Genomic DNA, 18,536 nt, shown 5'->3' on the forward strand with positions numbered 1-18,536 from the left:
CGCAAGGCCGGACAGGGCCCGACCCTCCCCCCAGCGAGGGCGCTTCACGCCCACCCTAGGCTCGGGCGCTGTCCTGAGCACCAACAGACCACCCCCAGCCCAGGACCTCTCACATGGACCGCAAACTCCTGCTCATCATCCTTGATGGCGTGCCCTACCGCAATTTCCGCCGCCTGTTCGGCAACCTCGAAGGCTGGGTGCAGTCGGGCGAGGCGCGCGTCTGGAAACACCGCGCCGTGCTGCCGTCGATCTCGGCCAGCTGCTACGCCTCGATCCACACAGGCGTTTCGCCGCAGGTGCATGGCTGCACCGGCAACGGCAATGTGTTCCGCCTGAAGGAGGACGATGTGTTCTCGCAGGTGCGCAAGGGCGGCGGCACAACAGGCGCCGTGGCGCATAGCTTCTGGTCAGAGTTCTTCAACCGTTCGCCCTTCGATTACGTGCGCGACATCGAGTATGACGAACCCGAAAGCGCCACCATCAACCATGGCCGGTTTCACTCCATGACCGGTTACGGCCACGACAATCAGATGACGCCCTCAGATGTGGATCTCTTTGCGACGCTGACCAACCTCTGCGGTCGCTTCGATCTCAACTACGGCATGCTGCACACCTGCACGTTGGACAGCATGGGGCACCGGTTCTTTCACGAAAGCGCCGAGATGGACAAAGCCTGTTTCGTGATGGACGAAATGCTGGCCCCCTTCATTCCGCGCTGGCGTGCCATGGGCTATGAGGTGATCGTGACTGCCGACCATGGCCAGGACGACCGAGGCCACCACGGCGGACACCACCCGCTGCAACAGGAAACCGCGCTTTATTACTTTGGCGAGGCCGAGGGGCCGGCGCAGGACGACGTGATCGACCAGCGGCAGCTGGCGCCGACGATCCTGAACCGCCTTGGCGCGCCGGTTGCAGACAGCATGAAAGCCGGGGCATTCTTGCGCTGAGGACACATTAGGCCGCCGCACAGACGCGGCGGCCTATTCATGCGGGCAAGCCCGATCTGCTCAACGTCACGCGTCACCAGCGTGACACGTCCTCGTCCCGGTCTACATCGCTATCAGGTCAAGAGCTGGCCACGCTCGCTGAGGTCACTCGTCGTAGGGCCAGATTTCTTGTCCCAGCCCCTCAATCGCCAGCACGATACGTTCGAAACTATCGCGCGCACGGCCCACGCTGTGACGGGCGCGTAGATATCCATGCACCAGACCCGTCTCATTCATCCATTCCGCCACCCCGCCCGCCGCGTGGATGGCATCGCGATAGGCGCGGCAATCATCGCGCAGCGGATCGCAATCGGCAGAGAACATCACCGTCGGCGGCAGTCCTGCAAAATCGCTGTCCTGTAACGGCGCATAGGTGGGGTCATTGCTGACCGGTGTGCCGCCGCTGCGCACGTCTGCATAGAATTTGACATCCTCCAGCGTCAGCATCGGCGCGTGAGCATGTTCGTTGTAGGAAGGCAGAGTGTGTTCACCGCCAAGCCCCGGATAGATCAGCACCTGGCCCAAGACCGCATCAACGCGACCACGCGCGTGATGTGCCACTGAGGCACTGAGCGTCCCGCCCGCGCTGTCACCTGCAAGAACCACGCCCCCGTCATATGTCGTGGCGATCCATTGCAGCACCGTCCAGGCGTCGTCGAACTGCGCCGGGTGCTCGTTTTCAGGTGCAAGCCGATAGTCCACGGCCACCACACGGTAGCCGGTCTGCTCGCAAATTTCGGAACACACATCATCATGGCTGTTGAGATCACCGACGACAAAGCCGCCGCCATGACAGTACATCACCGTGCGGGTGGGATCTCCGGCCTCGTAGATGCGGACCGAGACCGTCTGGACCGTCTTCTCGGTGACCTCGACCACCTCGGAACGCGGTTTGCGAAAGGCCGCGGCCATCTTGTTGTAGACCGCGCGTTGTTCGTCGATGCTCAGATCCACGGTGTCTTCGGGGTAATGACGACCCGTCTCCCGGATAAAGGCCCAGGTTTCTTCGTCAATTTGCTTTTCATAATCCATAGTGTCCACCCATCGGCGTCCTCAGTCACGTCGAGCCTAGGACCGCAAGTCCGGGTTGGAAACGGTAAAATGGAAAAAGCACACCAAAGGTGGCGTGCTTTTCCAGTGATACGGCGTGATCGCAGATGTCAGGCAGCGGGCTTGGCTTCGTCCCAGGGCCGAGTGAAGGCAGACAGCACATTGCCGACGTCCTCGGGGCCACTGCCGTGCAATGTGACCTGAGCCACCAGCCCGCGCTTCTTGTCATCGATGACAGAGGTCACGCGCGCGTCCAACCCTGCCTTCTCCAGCGCCGCGTCATAGACGCGAATGATCGCGTGACGGCGCAAATCCGGCTTGAAGACCTTACCGACAGCGGTTTTGGGCAGCTCTGGCAGAATGGTCATATGCTTCGGGATCGCCGCCCGTTCGTGAATATGGCGTTTGCAATGCGCCAGAAGCTCTTCTTCGGTGACGGAGGCCCCATCGACCAGCTCGACAAAGGCGCAGGGCAGCTCGCCCGAATGGGCATCCGGCTGGCCGATCGCACCGGCAAAGGCCACCGCATCATGGCCAAGCAGGGCTTCTTCGATCTCCGCCGGGTCAATGTTGTGGCCGCCGCGAATAATCAGATCCTTGGCCCGGCCCGTGATCCAGAGATAGCCGTCCGGATCCACGCGCCCCAAGTCCCCGGTCCGCAGGTATTTGTCCTGATAATAGAGATCGATGTTCTTGTCGGTCTCCGTGTAGGTATGGCCGGGGAACACACCCGGCGTATAGACGCAGATCTCGCCGATTTCGTCAGTGCCGCATTCCTTCAGCCCCTCGGGCGTGCCTTTGATGATTTTCACGTCGGCATAGGGGAATGGAATGCCGATGGAGCCGACCTTCTTCTCGCCCTCTACCGGGTTGCAGGAGACGAGGCAGGTGGCCTCGGTCAGGCCATAGCCCTCAACCAGCGTGACCCCGGTGGCCTTTTCAAAGCGGCGGAACAATTCCAGCGGCAGCGGGGCCGAGCCGGAGAACGCGGTCTTGATGGTAGAGACATCCGCGTCCACCGGGCGCTGCATCTTGGCAGAGATCGCCGTGGGGACCGTGATGATAAAGGTGATCTTCCAGCGCTCGCAGAGCTTCCAGAAATTGTCGAAAACCCCATCCCCGCGATATCCCTGCGGCGTCGGAAACACCACATGCGCGCCAGACGCGACAGCGGCCATGACGATCACATGGCAGGCAAAGACATGGAACAGCGGCAGAGGACACATGATGTTGTCCTCCTCGGTAAACAGCAGCGTGTGCCCAAGCCAGCCATTGTAGATCATGCCCTGATAGGTGTGCTGTGCGACTTTCGGCATGCCGGTTGTGCCGCCGGTGTGGAAGTAGCAGGCCACCCGGTCGCCGTCGCTGTCAGGGAAGGTCAGCTCGGTCGGTTGCTTGGCCATTTCCTTGCGAAAACACTTGTAGTCCGCATGGGCGTGGGCCTTGTTCACCTTGGGCCGGATCAGCGGCACGATCCAGGATTTCGGCGGCGTCAGATAGCGGTTGAGATCCACCTCCAGCACGGTCTTGACGCTGGGCGCATGCGCCACCGCCTCGGCCACCTTCTGCGGTACATCGGTCTTCGGAAAGCCCTTGAGCGTCACCACAACCTTGGCACCGGTCTCGCGCAGAATGGACGCGATCTGCTCTGGTTCCAGCAGCGGGTTGATCGGGTTCACGATCCCCGCCACCGCGCCGCCCAGCATGGTGATCAGCGTCTCGTTGGCATTGGGCAGCACGTAGGCAACAACGTCCTTTTCGCCCACGCCCAGGGACCGGAACAGATTGGCCGCCTGCGTGGTCTTGTCTTTCAACTCGGACCACGTCAGCGTTTCTGCCTTGTCCGTCGGACCGGAAAAGATCTGGTAGCTGACGGCACGGTTGTTTGGAAAGTTGCCCGCAGTGCGCGACAGCAGACCATAGAGCGTCTTGGGGACGTCGCGATCCGCCCAGGCACATTCCTGTTCGATCGCCGCGACATCCGCGGTCGTTGCAAAAGCCATGTTCTTCCTCCCCTAGCCCGTCCCACGGATCTTGATTGTTCCTCAGGGCCACGATGATTGGAATACCTTGGCCGTGCAAGCAAGACACGAGGTTCACGTAAAGGAAGTTCAGATATGACGCTGCGCAATTTCATGCCTGCGCGCACTGTCAGGGAGACGGCGCGCAGGCAAATCCGGGCTCAGGCCACGGCCTGACCATCGGTGAACTGCAACCGCGCGAGACGGGCATAGAGCCCCCCTTCGGCCACAAGGCTGTCGTGGGTGCCCACCGCCACGATCTGTCCCTGATCCATCACCACAATGCGATCCGCCTTCTTCACGGTCGCCAAGCGATGCGCCACCACGATGGTGGTGCGATCGCGGCTCAGATCCTCAAAGGCGGCCTGCACCAGACCTTCGCTCTCGGCGTCGAGTGCCGAGGTCGCCTCGTCAAGCAACAAGACCGGTGCGTCGCGCAGGATGGCACGTGCGATCGCGATCCGCTGTTTCTGCCCGCCCGACAACATCACGCCACGCTCACCCACATAGGCGTCATAGCCCTCGGGCAGTTTCATGATGAAGTCATGCGCGGCCGCGGCCTCTGCGGCGGCCTCAACTTCGGCATCGCTGGCGTCCGGGCGGCCGAAGCGGATATTCTCGCGCGCGGTGGCGGCAAAGATGATCGGATCCTGAGGCACCATGGCAATATGACGCCGGAACTCACCGCGCGAAAGCGCCGTCAGCGGCACGCCGTCCAGACGCACCTCGCCAGACTGCGGATCATAGAACCGCTGGATCATCTGGATGATCGTGGTCTTGCCCGCCCCGGACGGACCAACAAAGGCCACGGTTTCGCCGGGCTGGATGGTCAGCTGCACCTGATCCAGCGCAGAGGTGTCGGGACGCGACGGATAGGTGAAGGACACGTTGTCAAAGGTCAGCTCGCCGCGCACCGGCTCGGCCAGCACCTGTGCGGCTGCGGGGTCCGTCACGCTGTCCTCGGCCTGCAACAGCTCTACCAGACGCTCCGTCGCCCCTGCGGCGCGTTGCAGCTCGCTCCAGATTTCCGACAGCGCCGCGACAGAGCCTGCCACCATCACGGCATAGATCACGAATTGCACCAGCGCGCCTTCGGTCATGTCGCCAAAGCGCACATCGTTGGCGCCGATCCACAGCACGCCTACCACGCCAGAGAACACCAGGAAGATCACGATCACCGTCAGCCAGGCGCGGGTCTGGATACGCCGGCGCGACACGTCATATGCGGTCTCGGTCATATCCGAGAAATGCGCGCGGCTCATATCTTCGTGGGTGAAGGCCTGCACGGTCTGCACTGCACTCAGCGCCTCGCCCGCGTTGCCGGAGGAGGCCGCAATCCAGTCCTGATTCTCCTTCGAGATCACCCGAAGACGTCGTCCAAGCACCAGAATGGGTACGATCACCGCAGGCACGATCAGCAAAACAAGCGCCGTCAGTTTTGCCGAGGTCAACAGCATCAGAACGAGACCACCGAGAAAGATCAGAAGGTTGCGCAGCGCGACCGAGGCAGAAGAGCCCAGCACCGACTGGATCAGAGTGGTGTCCGTGGTGATCCGGCTCAGCACCTCGCCGGTCATGATCCGCTCAAAGAAGGCCGGGCTCATGCCAATGATGCGATCAAACACCGCCTTGCGGATATCGGCCACCACCCGCTCGCCCAGCTTGGTGACCAACGCGTAGCGCAGACCGGTGCCAACCGCGAGCAATGCCGCCATCACCATCGCGGCGGTGAAATACTGGTTCAGCAGCGCGGCATCGGTGATGCGGAAATTGTCCACCACCCGGCGCACCGCCAGCGGCAGCGACAGAGAGACGCCCGCAGTCAGGGTCAGGGCCGCCAGTGCCGCGAAGATCATGGTCTTGTAGGGGCGCATGAACGGCCAGAGTGCCTTCAGCACCCCGATCTTGCGGGAGCCTTCACGCTCTTCGTTGCCGCCTTGGGTTTTCACCGCACGTCGTGCCATGAGCGCTCCTTTGCTCGCCGCCTGAAGTCTGGCGCGCATTGCGCCATTGCCGCCTCGTGTCATGGCCTTGCCTCACAGGCAGGTCAAGGCTGCATTGGGTCGCACAGTGGGAACAATCGCCGCAGGAGCGCGCAGCAACCATTTGAAACCACGATGATTTAGCAAGTGGGGAGAGAATTTGGAGCGGGTAGCGGGAATCGAACCCGCACCTTAAGCTTGGAAGGCTCTTATGATACCATTTCACCATACCCGCTTCGTATCGTGTGGTCTATGTGAAGGACTTTTTGCCGTCAACCACTTATGCGGAGTTTTTCTGCGACAGATGGCGTGACACACGTTTCGCCAGGACAAGAGACCCGCACTTGCCCCTTCCCTGCGGCTGCCGCCCGCCCTAGGTTCAGACCTCTGACGCCAACGCCTTTCCCACGGAGCCCATGACAGCACATCCGCGCATCGCCATTCTGACCTCGCATGGTCAGCCCTCCGCCCCGCCCCCGCCGGAGATCCATCTCGCCGCAGTTGCCGCCGCGGTGCAGGATCACCTGCCGGGCTGGGAGGTGCGCTCTGCTACGCTGTCGTCCAAAGGGTTTCTGGAGGCCGCAATGCCAGAGGACGGTGCGGTGATCTATCCGTTCTTCATGGCGCGCGGCTGGTTCACCGGCAAGGTGCTGCCCAAACGTCTGGCGGGCTGGCGCTATCGTATGGCCACGCCCTTCGGACTTGACCCCGCACTGCCCGCGCTCACGGTGACTGCGCTGCAAGACGCGATTGCAACCCGCGGCTGGGACGTCACTGACACCGAAGTACTGCTTGCGGCCCATGGCTCTGCCCGTGGACCAAAGGCGGCCGAAGCGGCGGAAAAATTTGCGGCAACCCTGCGCCCTGCCCTGCCCGGATTGAGACTGACGACAGGATTTGTGGAACAGGCGCCCTTTGTCGACGCCGCAGCACGCCCGCTTGGGACGCGATCCCTCTGCCTGCCGTTTTTTGCGCAATCCGGCGCGCATGTCCGGCATGACATCCCGGAGGCGCTGGCACAGGCGGATTTCAAAGGCGACCTTCTGCCGGTTCTCGGCGCATTGCCCGGCGTGCCTGCATTGATTGCACAGGCCATTTGCCGGGCTGAGACGGCGGAGCTGTCGGCGTCCCCCGCAAAAACGGACACCGAACTGCCCTGAACCGGCCGACGCGCGGCCGCGCGGTCTGTGCCGTGACAGAACTGTGCCGTGATGAAAATCCTCGGACATCGTGCCTGTGCTGCCGGACCGCCCGAGGGCTTTGACGGGCGCGACCAAGGGTTTGCGTCAATTTGACTGACCAGCCGTGAATTTGTCGTTTTCTCAAGGACTAGGCCTTTGCCTCGGGCACGCTTTGGATATGATCGCCGCGATCAGGAGAGGAAGACCAACAGATGTCCAGCGACAGAGCACAGCCCAACGCCACCCCCCTTCGCAGCGGTGGCAGACTTCTTGCGGACCAGTTGCAGATCCTGGGAGCGGACACGATCTATTGCGTCCCCGGAGAAAGCTACCTGGAGTTGCTGGACGGGCTCCATGCCCATCAGGACGCGATCAATGTCGTGACCTGCCGCCACGAATCCGGTGCTTCCAACATGGCAGATGCCTATGGCAAGCTGACCGGGCGCCCCGGCATCTGTGCGGTGACGCGCGGTCCGGGGGCCACCAATGCCTCCAACGGGGTGCACACCGCGTTTCAGGATTCGACGCCAATGATCCTGCTGATCGGTCAGGTCGGCCGCGACATGATGGACCGCGAGGCGTTTCAGGAGATCGACTATCGTCGCATGTTTGGCGAAATGGCCAAATGGGTGGCCCAGATTGATGATGCAGCGCGCATACCGGAATACATGGCTCGCGCGTGGAAAATCGCGCAATCGGGGCGGCCCGGCCCCGTGGTGCTGGCCCTGCCCGAGGACATGTTGACCGATGAGGTCCATGCACAGGATCTGCGCCCGACACCCCGGCCCCGGCCCGCGCCGCACGCACAGGACATCGCGTCCCTGCAAGCCATGATCGCCAAAGCAAAACGACCGATGTTGATGGTGGGCGGCCCGTCCTGGAGCAAAAGCTGTGCTGACAAGGCGCTGGCCTTTGCGGAGCGACTGGGCCTTCCCGTCACCACGTCCTTTCGCAGTCAGGACTACGTCGACAACGGGCACGACAACTTCGTCGGAGCGGTTGGCATTGCCCCGGTTCCCAACCTTCGCAAGCGGTTGCGCGAAGAGGTTGATCTGCTGATCGCGGTGGGTCCGCGGCTGGGCGAGATGACCACACAGGGCTACGAGCTGATCGATATTCCGCATCCGCAGATGACGTTCGTGCATGTGCATCCCGGCGCGGAAGAGCTCGGCCAGGTCTACCAGCCGGACCTGTCGATCCAATCCGATCCCGAGCTGTTCTTTGATGCCGCGGACGCCATCACCGGTCCGGATGGAGCAGATGTCTGGTCCGATTGGCGACAGGCGCAGCGGGCCGACTACCTGGCCTTCCAGACACCGACCGATGTGCCGGGCGATGTGAACATGGGCCAAGTGGTGCGCCACATGAGTGAGGCCTTGCCCCAGGATACGATCTACACCAATGGCGCGGGCAACTACACGGTCTGGCTGCATCGCTTCCATCAGCACCGCGCCTATCGCACCCAGCTTGCCCCCACCAGCGGCTCCATGGGCTACGGGGTGCCGGCGGCGGTGGCGGCCAAGCTGCAGCACCCGGAGCGGACAGTGGTGGCGATGGCCGGGGACGGCTGTTTCATGATGACCTCGCAGGAAATGGCGACCGCCGCCCAGCACGGCGCCGACGTGATTTACGTGGTGGTCAACAACGGCATGTATGGCACAATTCGCATGCACCAGGAGCGCCACCACCCGGGCAAGGTGATGGCAACGCAGCTGGTGAACCCGGATTTTGTCGCCTATGCCGCCGCGTTTGGCATTGCCGGAGAGCGGGTCTTGTCCACCGACGGCTTCCCGGCCGCGTTGGAGCGGGCGCGGAGTTCAAAGGGCGGCTATCTGATCGAGATCGTCGTCGACCCCGAGGCCCTGACGCCGAACCAGTCTCTGTCTGCCGTGCGTGCAGAAGGTGAAGCAAAATCAGCGGAGTAAGCATCCGGCTGAATGCCCTGCTTGACTTAGAACCCTCGCATGACGTGGCACCGCGTGCCGCGTCATGTGCGCCGTATTCGCCCCCTAGGCTGAGCAGCAACACAATCACCCGCAGCACGAGATCGACACAACGCAGGACCAGAATTTCCTTCGGCAGGATAAATTGAGTCTCCCCAAACAGCGCCAACCGCTATATCCGCACCGCGAAACGCAACCGGCCCCTCTCGCCACAGCTCCGCATGCTTTGTCGACTGCCACCGCTATATCGACTTCCCATAGAGGGCCGGACGGGATACGCAGCGCACTCCGGGGTCCGCAGCCCGATTTCAGAACGTATTGAGAAAAATCATGGCGCAAAATGCCACCATCTACAAAGTAGAGTTGTCGGTCTCTGACATGGATCGCCACTATTACGAGACCCATAAACTAACGGTGGCCAAGCATCCCTCGGAGACTGATGAGCGATTGATGGTCCGCCTTGTCGCCTTTGCTCTGAATGCACATGAGCATTTGGAACTGACCAAAGGGTTGTCCACGGATGACGAGCCCGACATCTGGCAAAAGAGCCTGAGTGGTGAAATCGATCTGTGGGTGGCGCTTGGGCTGCCCAGCGAGAAGGTCATGCGGCAATCCTGCAGCAAGGCGTCGAGTGTGATTGTCTACCCCTACGGCGGCCGGACAGCCGAAGTGTGGTGGGACAAGGTCAAGAACGCCACCACCCGTTTCGATAACCTGCACGTCATCAATCTTTCGGAGGCCGACACCGCTGCCCTGGCAGAGCTGGCCAGCCGGTCGATGAAGCTGCAGGTCAATATTCAGGATGGTGAGGTCATGGTCAGCTGCGGTGAAAGCCTCGTCTATCTGAACCCCGTCATATGGAAAGGCGCAGCCTAGGTTCGCTGCGCTCACCGACAGATCAAACCACCCAAGCTGCGCGCCAAACTCGACAGCGCGCCGGTCTGCACTGCGTCGCAATGATCGCCGTGCCTGCAGAGAGGCGTGTAAGGTCGCTTCACCGTGTTCTTGAGCACGGCGGCGCCCTGTGAGCGTGTGGTCTGTCGCGGTGTCGAGGAACTGAAGCGGACACATGTCCCGCCCGTCACGGGATGGCTACAGGACCCACGTCGCTGGGCGCTTAACGGCCCCTCTTTGCTGCGAGGGAATGTATGGCAAACAGTGCGCTAGGCCTCTTGCGCTTCCTCTCGGAATCACCTAACTAGTCGCAACCACAGCGGCTTAGGCGAGTTGGCGGAGTGGTGACGCAGCGGATTGCAAATCCGTGAACACCGGTTCGATTCCGGTACTCGCCTCCAACACTTTCAATAACTTATGCATTCTTTCGCTTCCTCGGTACCACTGACGGTATCGGGTTCTTGTTGTGGTCCGGCTTCGTTCACCTGCGTTTGTCTGCGGCCTGTCTCGCTTTCATGATTTGCCGCGCGTCACCCACGCCATCGCGTGGCAGTCCATCGCAGATCCTTCGGCGCGCGTGAGAAATGACATGAGAGATGCGGCATCGTGGGCAAGCTGTCATTTGCCCTATCCAGCGTGGCTTTCAGGGATGCCGTGCAAGGAAGCTGCAAGGCAATGTTGGTCTTGTTCTGATGTACTTAAAGCGCCTCACCGTCCAGGCACCCCATCTGAAATCCACCCAACCTGACGTGCGCCCTCTGCAATTTGACTGGCGCTCAACAGCGTGATGCGTGTCGAGCGCAAATGCGACCCCGCCGTGATAAGCGGCAAGCCGACAAACACACAGAGGCGGCGTCAGAGGCCGCGTAGATACTCCATGACCGCCGGTCGCACGGTCTGATCCCCGCGATGGCGCGCGTCAGAGATGATATTGCGCAGCTCAGCCAGATCCACCCGCAGCAAAAGCGACTTCACCGGGCCGATCGAGGCCGGGCGCATCGACAGGGTGCGGATACCCATGGCCGCCAGACAGACCGCCTCGATCGGGCGGCCCGCATCCTCGCCGCAGAAACTCAGCGGTGTACCGGAGATATCGCAACGCTCCACGATGCGTTCAATGAAGCTCAGGAAACTCACATTGAGCGAGTCATAGCGCTTGCGCACCCGCTCGTTCTCGCGGTCGGCAGCAAAGAAGAACTGCTTCAGGTCATTGCCGCCGATCGACAGAAAATCCACTTCCTCAAAGAAACGAAGCGGTGCGAATCCCAAAGACGGTGTTTCCAACATCGCCCCGACTTCCAGACTTGATGGCAGCACATGCCCAAGCCGCTTCTCGCGCTCAATGGTCTTGTCGACCTCCTGACGCGCCTGACGGTATTCTTCGAACTGCGCCACGAAGGGGAACATCACGGTGAGCGGACCGCCGTTGGCTGCCCGGATCAGGGCCTGCAACTGCATGCGCATGACGCCGGGTTTGTCCAACCCAACGCGGATTGCGCGCCAACCAAGCGCCGGATTGGGTTCGTCCTGCGGCTTCATGTAGGGCAAGACCTTGTCTGACCCGATGTCCAGCGTACGGAACACCACCCGCTTGCCACGCGCCGCCTCCATCACGCGCTGGTAGAGCACCACCAGCTCTGACCGTTTCGGCATCTGGTTGCGCACCAAAAACTGCAACTCGGTCCGGAACAGCCCCACGCCCTCCGCACCAGAGTTTTCCAACGATGGCAGGTCGGCCATGAGACCCGCATTCATCAGCAGATTAACCGTTTGCCCATCTTTGGTTACGGCAGGTTTCTCACGTATGGATGTGTAGCGCTCCTGCGCCTGCGCCTGCATCGCGATCTTGTCACGGAACGCGCTGACCACCGGATCATCGGGGCGCAGATGCACCGCGCCGTGATCGCCATCGACCAGAACATGATCGCCGTTCAGCCCTTCGGTGGTGATCCGGCCCACCCGCACCACCAACGGAATCGCCAGCGCCCGCGCCACGATCGCCGCATGCGAACCGACGGAGCCCTCCTCCAGGATGACCCCTTTCAGCTTGCGGCCATACTCCAGCAGTTCCGCCGGGCCGATGTTGCGGGCCACCAGAATGGGGTTCTCCGGCAGCTCGGCCCCGGTGTCCTTGCCCTGCCCAGTCAGGATGCGCAGCAGCCGGTTTGACAAGTCATCAAGGTCGCTCAGCCGTTCGCGCAGATAGGCGTCTTGCACCTGCGCCATGCGACCGCGCGCCAGCGATTGCTCTTTCTCAACCGCCGCTTCGGCACTCAGACCGCGCGCGATGTCCTCTTCCATGCGCCGCATCCAGCCCTTGGAATTGGCGAACATGCGATAGGTTTCAAGTACCTGGGCCTGTTCCTTATTCCCCCCCGAGACCTGCAGCATCTTGTCGACGCCAACGCGCAGCTCGTCCACCGCCTCTTGCAGGCGCTCAAACTCGCGGTGCGGATCATCAGCAAAGGGATTGGTCACCACCACGCGCGGCTCATGCAGCCAGATATGGCCCTCCGCTGCGCCCTCCTGGCCGGTAATCCCCTTCAGCAGCACCGAGTGCTGGTGCAGCGGCGACATGGCGGAGCCTTCGCCCACGAAGGCGCCCAGCTCGGTCATCTCTGCGATCACCATGGCGACCACTTCCAGCGCATAGACCGCATCGGCAGAGTAGTCTCGGGTTTCCTTGGACTGCACCACCAGCACGCCCATCATCTCGCCCAACCGCTGGATCGGGATGCCAAGGAAGGAAGAGAACCGCTCTTCGCCAGTCTCCGGCATGTAGCGAAAGCCCCGCGCACTGGGCGCGTCGGGTGTGTTGATAACCTTGCCGGTGCGGGCAACACGACCCACCAGCCCCTCGCCGACGCGCATGCGGGTCTGGTGCACGGATTCGCGGTTCAACCCTTCGGTGGCACAAAGCTCCAGCGTTTCTTCGTCGCGAAACAGATAGATGGAGCACACTTCGGTGCCCATGCTGTCGGCAATCAGCTGGGTGATCTTGTCGAGGCGCGCCTGCCCGGCGTCATCTCCCGCCATGGCCTCGCGCAGACGAACCAGAAGCTTCCTGCTCTCGGATTCCGTGTTCTCAACCATGTTCGCCCTTTCTCGGGTTTTCCTTAGACCACCGCGGTGCCTGACAGATGTTTGGCTGGGCCCGGCGCTCGGAATAACAGATGACGCTCATACGCATCAACACTCTTCACGCAGACCATTGGTGGTCTTTGGCAATGTGTCGGCTGCTCCGGGCGCTGGCAAGTGGTTTTACGTCTGCGACACGCAGGGTTACACCTCCTGCTCACCGGAGCGGCGCCCCCATGAAAGGCTGAAAAAACCGGGCTGCACCACCGCATTGCACGCGGGCCAACGCAGCCATTGCCCCCCTTCACGAAAAACGCGCCGGATGCTCAGCTCCGGCGCGTTTCAAGTCTCGTGCTGGTGATCGGATCAGCTGGCCTTGTCCAGTTCGAACGCGTCATGCAGCGCCTGCACGGCCAGCTCCATGTACTTGCGGTCGACCAACACGGAAATCTTGATCTCAGACGTGGTGATGACCTTGATGTTGATGCCCTCATCCGACAGCACCTTGAACATCTTGGCGGCAACGCCGGATTGCGAGCGCATGCCGATCCCGACCACGGAGATCTTCGCCACGCCGGTGTCGGCCACCAGTTCCGCGTAGTTCAGCTCACCCTTGTCCTTGAACGCGTTCAGGGCCAGTTCGGCGCGCTGCACCTGATCGGTCGGGCAGGAGAAGGTCATGTCGGTGCGGCCATCTTCCGAGATGTTCTGCACGATCATGTCCACATTGACCCCCGCATCCGACAGGCAGCCGAAGATGGTCGCCGCGATGCCGGGACGGTCGGCCACCGACAGGCATGTCAGCTTGGCCTCATCACGAGAGTAGGCAACGCCGTTGACAACATTGGATTCCATGATTTCCTCCTCGTCGCAGACCAGGGTTCCGGCCTCGTCGGATTGTTCTTCGAAACTCGACAGCACGCGCAGCTTCACCTTGTAGCGCATCGCCAGTTCAACAGAGCGGGTCTGCAGCACCTTCGCGCCCAAGGACGCCAGCTCCAGCATTTCCTCAAACGCGATCTTGTCGAGCTTGCGCGCCTTGTCGCAGATCCGCGGGTCGGTGGTGTAGACCCCGTCCACATCGGTGTAGATGTCGCAGCGCTCGGCGCCAAAGGCCGCCGCAAAGGCCACCGCGGTGGTGTCCGATCCACCCCGGCCCAGCGTGGTGATCCGGCCCTCGGGGCTGATGCCCTGAAAGCCCGCAACCACTGCGACCTTCATGCCCTCGCCAAACTTGGCGTTGATATGCTCGGTGCCGATTTCCTCGATCCGGGCCTGACTGTGGGCGGAGTTGGTCTTGAGCGGCACCTGCCAGCCCTGCCAGCTGCGCGCCGGCACGTCCATCTCCTGCAGGGTCAGCGCCATCAAACCAGCGGTCACGATCTCACCCGAGGAGACCACGGCGTCATATTCGCGCGCATCATAGAGCGGAGAGGTCTCGCCAACCCAGCCCACCAGCTCGTTGGTCTTGCCGGACATGGCGGAGACGATGACGATCACGTCATAGCCCTTTGCCACTTCAACGCCGACACGTTTGGCAGCACGGCGGATGCGGTCGAGATTGGCGACAGATGTGCCACCGAATTTCATCACAAGTAGGGGCATGGGGCCTGAGACTCCCTCCGCTTGCGGGGTTAAGGTTCGCGCGTTTCTAGGCGAGCGTCCCAGCAAGGGCAAGATGGGCGGCGCCGTTTCTTGCCCGCACCCCGGCGATTTGCGCAAGCATTGTCTGCATGCGACCTCAGCTGCGCCAGAAACGAACCGTCAGGATGGCGTAGACCGCCATCAGTTCCAGCCGTCCGATCAGCATCGCGATGGCGAGGATCCATTTGGCCGTGTCATTCAGCGGCGCGAAGTTGCCGGCCGGGCCGATTGTCTGCCCCAGACCGGGGCCGATGTTGGCCACCGCCGTTGCCGCACCGGAGATCGCGGTGATGAAATCCAGCCCCGTCAGTGCCAGCGCCCAGGCCACGATGCCCATGGTGATGACAAAGAACATGAAGAACGAGATCACCGAGCTCAGAACATCCGGCGTCACCGCCCGTCCCTGATAGCGCGGCACGAAGATGCCATTGGGCGAACGGATCCGCTGCACCTGCACCCGGATCGAGGCAAACAGCAGCTGATAGCGGAAGATCTTCACCGAACAGGCGGTCGACCCCGCACAGCCCCCGATCAGCCCGATGAAGAAGAACAGCATGATCAGGAAAGACCCCCATTGCATGTAGTCCACGCTGGCATAGCCGGTCCCTGACATAATGGAGATGATGTTGAACAGCGCCTCGCGCACCGCCTGTTCGGGGTGATGCGGAAAGATCGTGACCAGCACCCCTGCGGTGACCAGAACCAGCACCGTGATCGTGGCGAGAAAGGTCTGGATCTGGCTGTCCTTGAACAGCGGCACCATGTGGCCGTTCACCATCTGCACATAACGCACGAAGGGCAGCGCCGCCGCCACCATGAAGAAAGACGCAGCATATTCCGCCGGGCCGGAGAAGGTACCAAAAGAGGCATCATAGTTGGAAAACCCGCCGGTGGACACGGTGGTCATCGCATGCACCACCGCATCGAAGGGGCCCATGCCCAGCACCGTGTAAACCAGCGCGCAGACCATCGTCAGCACCAGATAGATGACCGAGATCTGCTTGGCGATTTCCTGCGCGCGCGGCAGGATTTTCCCCATGGTGTCAAAGGCTTCGGATTTGAAGATCTGCATACCACCAACCCGCAGCTCGGGCAGGAACACCATCGCGACCACAATGATACCGATGCCCCCCAGCCATTGCAGGATGCCGCGCCACAGCAACAGCCCGCGCGGCAGCTCATCCAGGCCGGAAATCACGGTGGAGCCGGTGGTGGTCAGCCCCGACATCGCCTCGAAAAACGCATCCGTAAAGCTCAGTTCCGTGGCCCCCAGCATCAGCGGAAGCGCCCCGAAGAAGGGCAGCGCGACCCAGACCAATGTAGTGAGCAAGAAGGTCTGGCGGATCGACAACCCGCGCCCCACCCCATTGGCGCAGGACAACGCCAAAAGACCGCCCGAGAGCAGGCAGAAAATGGCACTTTCCAGAAACACCGGCCACTCCCCCTGACCATCATAGAGGTCAAGGAGAAACGGAAAGACCATCATGCCGCCCAGAATGGTGACAAGAAGGCCAATGACATATCCAACCGGGCGCAGATCCAACATGACGCGAAGCGTTGGCAAGCCCCGGTCAGACTGTCAAGCCAAAGCGATCACGACTCGTCGTTTGTTCCGCCCTTCCCCGCACTGGCCTCCGGCATCACCGGCGGAGTGGCGGGCGCGCGCGGACGTCGGCGCGGCGGTTTGGCGCCATGTTCTGGGGCGCGCGCGTCATGTTGCACAGCATTGGTCGCAGCACCATTGCCCGACGCGGGTCGCTCAGCCAGCGCGCCTTCCGGCGCTTTCGGCTTTGACGAAGACACCGACTTCGTGTTCGGCGCAACGGACGCTTCCGCCTTTGGCGCAGGTTTGGCCGCAACGGGCTTTCGGGCGGCGGGCTTTGCTGATGGCGCAGGCGCGGATTTGACGGGCGCGGGCTTTGCGGCAGCGGCGGTGGCTGATGCAGCGCCTTTGGCGGAGGATGTTTTTGCCGCCGGAGCAGCCTTTCGCACGCCAGATTTCGTCGCGCTTGCGCTCTTGCGGGCGGGGGCCTTGCGCGGCGCAGCGGCCTTTTTCGCCCTCGGTTTTGTGGTGGCGGGTGCGGTGACATCGGCAGGCGCAGTCTGGGACGGCGCGGCCTCTGTTGCTGAAGCCTGTCTGGAGGACTGTGTTGCAGCCCGCGCCGAGACAGCCTTGGTGACCGTCGAAAGCGAACCAGGCAGCCCGCTGATCCACTCCTGCTGCATTTTCAGCAACGCCTGTGTCAGGTGCAATTGCCGCTGTGGCGCCTCTGCCGTCAGGGCCGCAACCGACCGAAACATTTTCATCTGCCGCCCCAGCGCATAGCCAGCCCAAGCCTGCGGGGTGGTGGGGATGTCCTTCAAACCTTCAAACCGGATCATGTGATCTCCTCAGGGTCGACCTTAAACAACACTCGAACAGGGCGGGCGCCCGGACGAATGACGCAAGCGCCCCCTTGAGGATCACGGTAACATGGTTTTTCTTCGCAGCAGCAGAAAAATGCCGCATTGCGGCAAATTTGAGCGGCGCGCCCGTGCCCAGCGCCGCCCCTCTTCATCTTTTCAAAAATATCTCGGGGAGCGCGAGGGGCAGCGCCCCTCGCATCGGCAAGATCAACCCTGGTGGATCAACGTCGAAAACAGCTTTGGATCAAGGCTCTGGCTGGCAAAGGTCTTGCCCTGCGTCAGCACCGACACCGCATCATGGCTGTGCAAGCTCTCCTGATGGCTTGCCACCACCCGGAAATCGCCCACCCGCGCATCGCTCTGCAGCGCTTCACAGAACAGGCGCGCCGCATCCTCGACAAAGATCGGATTGGCCGCATTCAACTCGGCAAAGGCCTGCTCATCCTCGCGCTTCACCATCACCTGCGTTTCGGTCGGAACCGCGCGGCGGCAATGGTCGATCAGATCCTCGAACCACAGGCACCCGGTGCCCGGCTCCATCTGCACGGAAATCCGCGCCACCGAGCGCTGCGAATGCGGTGTTGCCAGCTGGCCACGGGACTGGCGGGCGTGTTCCGACAGCTCCAGCGAACAGGGACAGGTGGAGGAATAGACATAGTCGAGATGCACGATGCTGTGACGTTGACCGCCCGTCTGCACCAGCTCCAGGGCCACGTCATAGTATTGATAGCCCGACAGGCCAGAGCGCAGGCTTTCCACCTTCACCGGGAAGGAAAACCGCATCTGCAAGCGCGCATCACCGCTTTCCAGATCGCTCAGATAATCTTCCAGCGCCGCTTCCATCACTTCAAAGGAAAAGGTCTTTTCCGCATGCCGGTAGAAGCTGCGCATGATGCGGGACATGTTGATGCCCTTCTTCTCCGCATCCAAGCTGACGGTGCCTGTCACACTGGTCTCCAGCGTCAGATCGCCGCCCGCCCGGGTGTGAAACCGGATCGGCAATCGAAAATTGGAAATGCCGACATGCTGGATCTGCTCCTGCGCGCCGCGGATCAGGCTGGACGGGCCGTTTTGCAAATCGGGAAGAGTTGCACGATAGCCCGCGTCTGCCTCGAACTCATCTGGGTACTGGCGCTTCAGGTCCGGGTAGTTCTGCACCTGACGTTCCGGCAACAGCCGCGCGATCGCCGGATCGAGCTGCGCCACTTCCGTCGCGCTCGCCTTGCTGGCCCAGCGCCGCAACACCGCCAGCGCCTCTGCGGCGTCTGACTGATCCGGGGTGTCTCTCAAGTCACCAGAGTGGACGTTCATTGTCGTGTACTCCTGTCCCTACAGCGACGGCGCTGCA

Annotated in this window: 12 protein-coding genes and 2 tRNA genes; 6 read left to right on the forward strand and 8 right to left on the reverse strand. The window is 61.9% G+C overall.

What is annotated here, in order from left to right; translation table 11 throughout:
* The first annotated feature begins 113 nt into the window (after positions 1-113).
* Entirely contained in the window at positions 114-950 is an 837-nt protein-coding gene (locus CLV89_RS06810) for an alkaline phosphatase family protein (protein ID WP_106162892.1), read from the forward strand.
* A 144-nt stretch (positions 951-1,094) separates the two neighbouring features.
* On the opposite strand, the gene CLV89_RS06815 is transcribed toward CLV89_RS06810, so the two are convergent.
* The 4 genes from CLV89_RS06815 to CLV89_RS06830 all read right to left on the reverse strand — a co-directional run bounded on the left by CLV89_RS06815 (position 1,095) and on the right by CLV89_RS06830 (position 6,277).
* Positions 1,095-2,021 carry an alpha/beta hydrolase gene (locus CLV89_RS06815; protein ID WP_106162893.1) on the reverse strand — a complete coding sequence of 309 codons (927 nt, stop codon included), beginning with the start codon at positions 2,019-2,021 and terminating at the stop codon, positions 1,095-1,097.
* Positions 2,022-2,149: 128 nt separating this feature from the next.
* Positions 2,150-4,042, reverse strand: coding sequence for an acyl-CoA synthetase (locus CLV89_RS06820; protein WP_106162894.1), 1,893 nt, complete (start codon positions 4,040-4,042; stop codon positions 2,150-2,152).
* Between the two features lie 179 nt (positions 4,043-4,221).
* On the reverse strand, positions 4,222-6,024 hold the full coding sequence (locus CLV89_RS06825) for an ABC transporter transmembrane domain-containing protein (RefSeq protein ID WP_106162895.1): 1,803 nt from the start codon (positions 6,022-6,024) through the stop codon (positions 4,222-4,224).
* Positions 6,025-6,203: 179 nt separating this feature from the next.
* Positions 6,204-6,277, reverse strand: a tRNA-Gly gene (locus CLV89_RS06830).
* 181 nt (positions 6,278-6,458) lie between these two features.
* Between CLV89_RS06830 and CLV89_RS06835 the strand changes: the two genes are divergently transcribed.
* The 4 genes from CLV89_RS06835 (at position 6,459) to CLV89_RS06850 (ending at position 10,461) form a co-directional block, all read left to right on the forward strand.
* Entirely contained in the window at positions 6,459-7,202 is a 744-nt protein-coding gene (locus CLV89_RS06835; RefSeq protein ID WP_106162896.1) for a CbiX/SirB N-terminal domain-containing protein, read from the forward strand.
* 233 nt (positions 7,203-7,435) lie between these two features.
* Positions 7,436-9,148, forward strand: coding sequence for a thiamine pyrophosphate-binding protein (locus CLV89_RS06840; protein WP_106162897.1), 1,713 nt, complete (start codon positions 7,436-7,438; stop codon positions 9,146-9,148).
* A gap of 348 nt (positions 9,149-9,496) precedes the next feature.
* Positions 9,497-10,042 (forward strand): YaeQ family protein, encoded by a 546-nt coding sequence (locus CLV89_RS06845; RefSeq protein ID WP_106162898.1) that lies wholly within the window; start codon positions 9,497-9,499, stop codon positions 10,040-10,042.
* 345 nt (positions 10,043-10,387) lie between these two features.
* A tRNA-Cys gene (locus CLV89_RS06850) sits at positions 10,388-10,461 on the forward strand.
* A gap of 454 nt (positions 10,462-10,915) precedes the next feature.
* On the opposite strand, the gene ptsP is transcribed toward CLV89_RS06850, so the two are convergent.
* From ptsP to CLV89_RS06865, 3 genes are all read right to left on the reverse strand, one after another.
* On the reverse strand, positions 10,916-13,153 hold the full coding sequence (gene ptsP, locus CLV89_RS06855; RefSeq protein WP_106162899.1) for a phosphoenolpyruvate--protein phosphotransferase: 2,238 nt from the start codon (positions 13,151-13,153) through the stop codon (positions 10,916-10,918).
* 351 nt (positions 13,154-13,504) lie between these two features.
* Positions 13,505-14,743, reverse strand: coding sequence for an aspartate kinase (locus CLV89_RS06860; protein ID WP_106162900.1), 1,239 nt, complete (start codon positions 14,741-14,743; stop codon positions 13,505-13,507).
* Between the two features lie 136 nt (positions 14,744-14,879).
* Entirely contained in the window at positions 14,880-16,328 is a 1,449-nt protein-coding gene (locus CLV89_RS06865) for a TrkH family potassium uptake protein (protein ID WP_106162901.1), read from the reverse strand.
* A 195-nt stretch (positions 16,329-16,523) separates the two neighbouring features.
* Between CLV89_RS06865 and CLV89_RS22770 the strand changes: the two genes are divergently transcribed.
* Complete coding sequence (locus tag CLV89_RS22770) at positions 16,524-17,108, forward strand: hypothetical protein (RefSeq protein WP_207796895.1); 585 nt, start codon at positions 16,524-16,526, stop codon at positions 17,106-17,108.
* A gap of 287 nt (positions 17,109-17,395) precedes the next feature.
* On the opposite strand, the gene folE2 is transcribed toward CLV89_RS22770, so the two are convergent.
* Complete coding sequence (gene folE2, locus CLV89_RS06875) at positions 17,396-18,499, reverse strand: GTP cyclohydrolase FolE2 (protein WP_106162903.1); 1,104 nt, start codon at positions 18,497-18,499, stop codon at positions 17,396-17,398.
* Positions 18,500-18,536 lie beyond the last annotated feature (37 nt).

It is taken from the genome of Tritonibacter scottomollicae (assembly GCF_003003215.1).
Lineage (GTDB): Bacteria > Pseudomonadota > Alphaproteobacteria > Rhodobacterales > Rhodobacteraceae > Epibacterium > Epibacterium scottomollicae.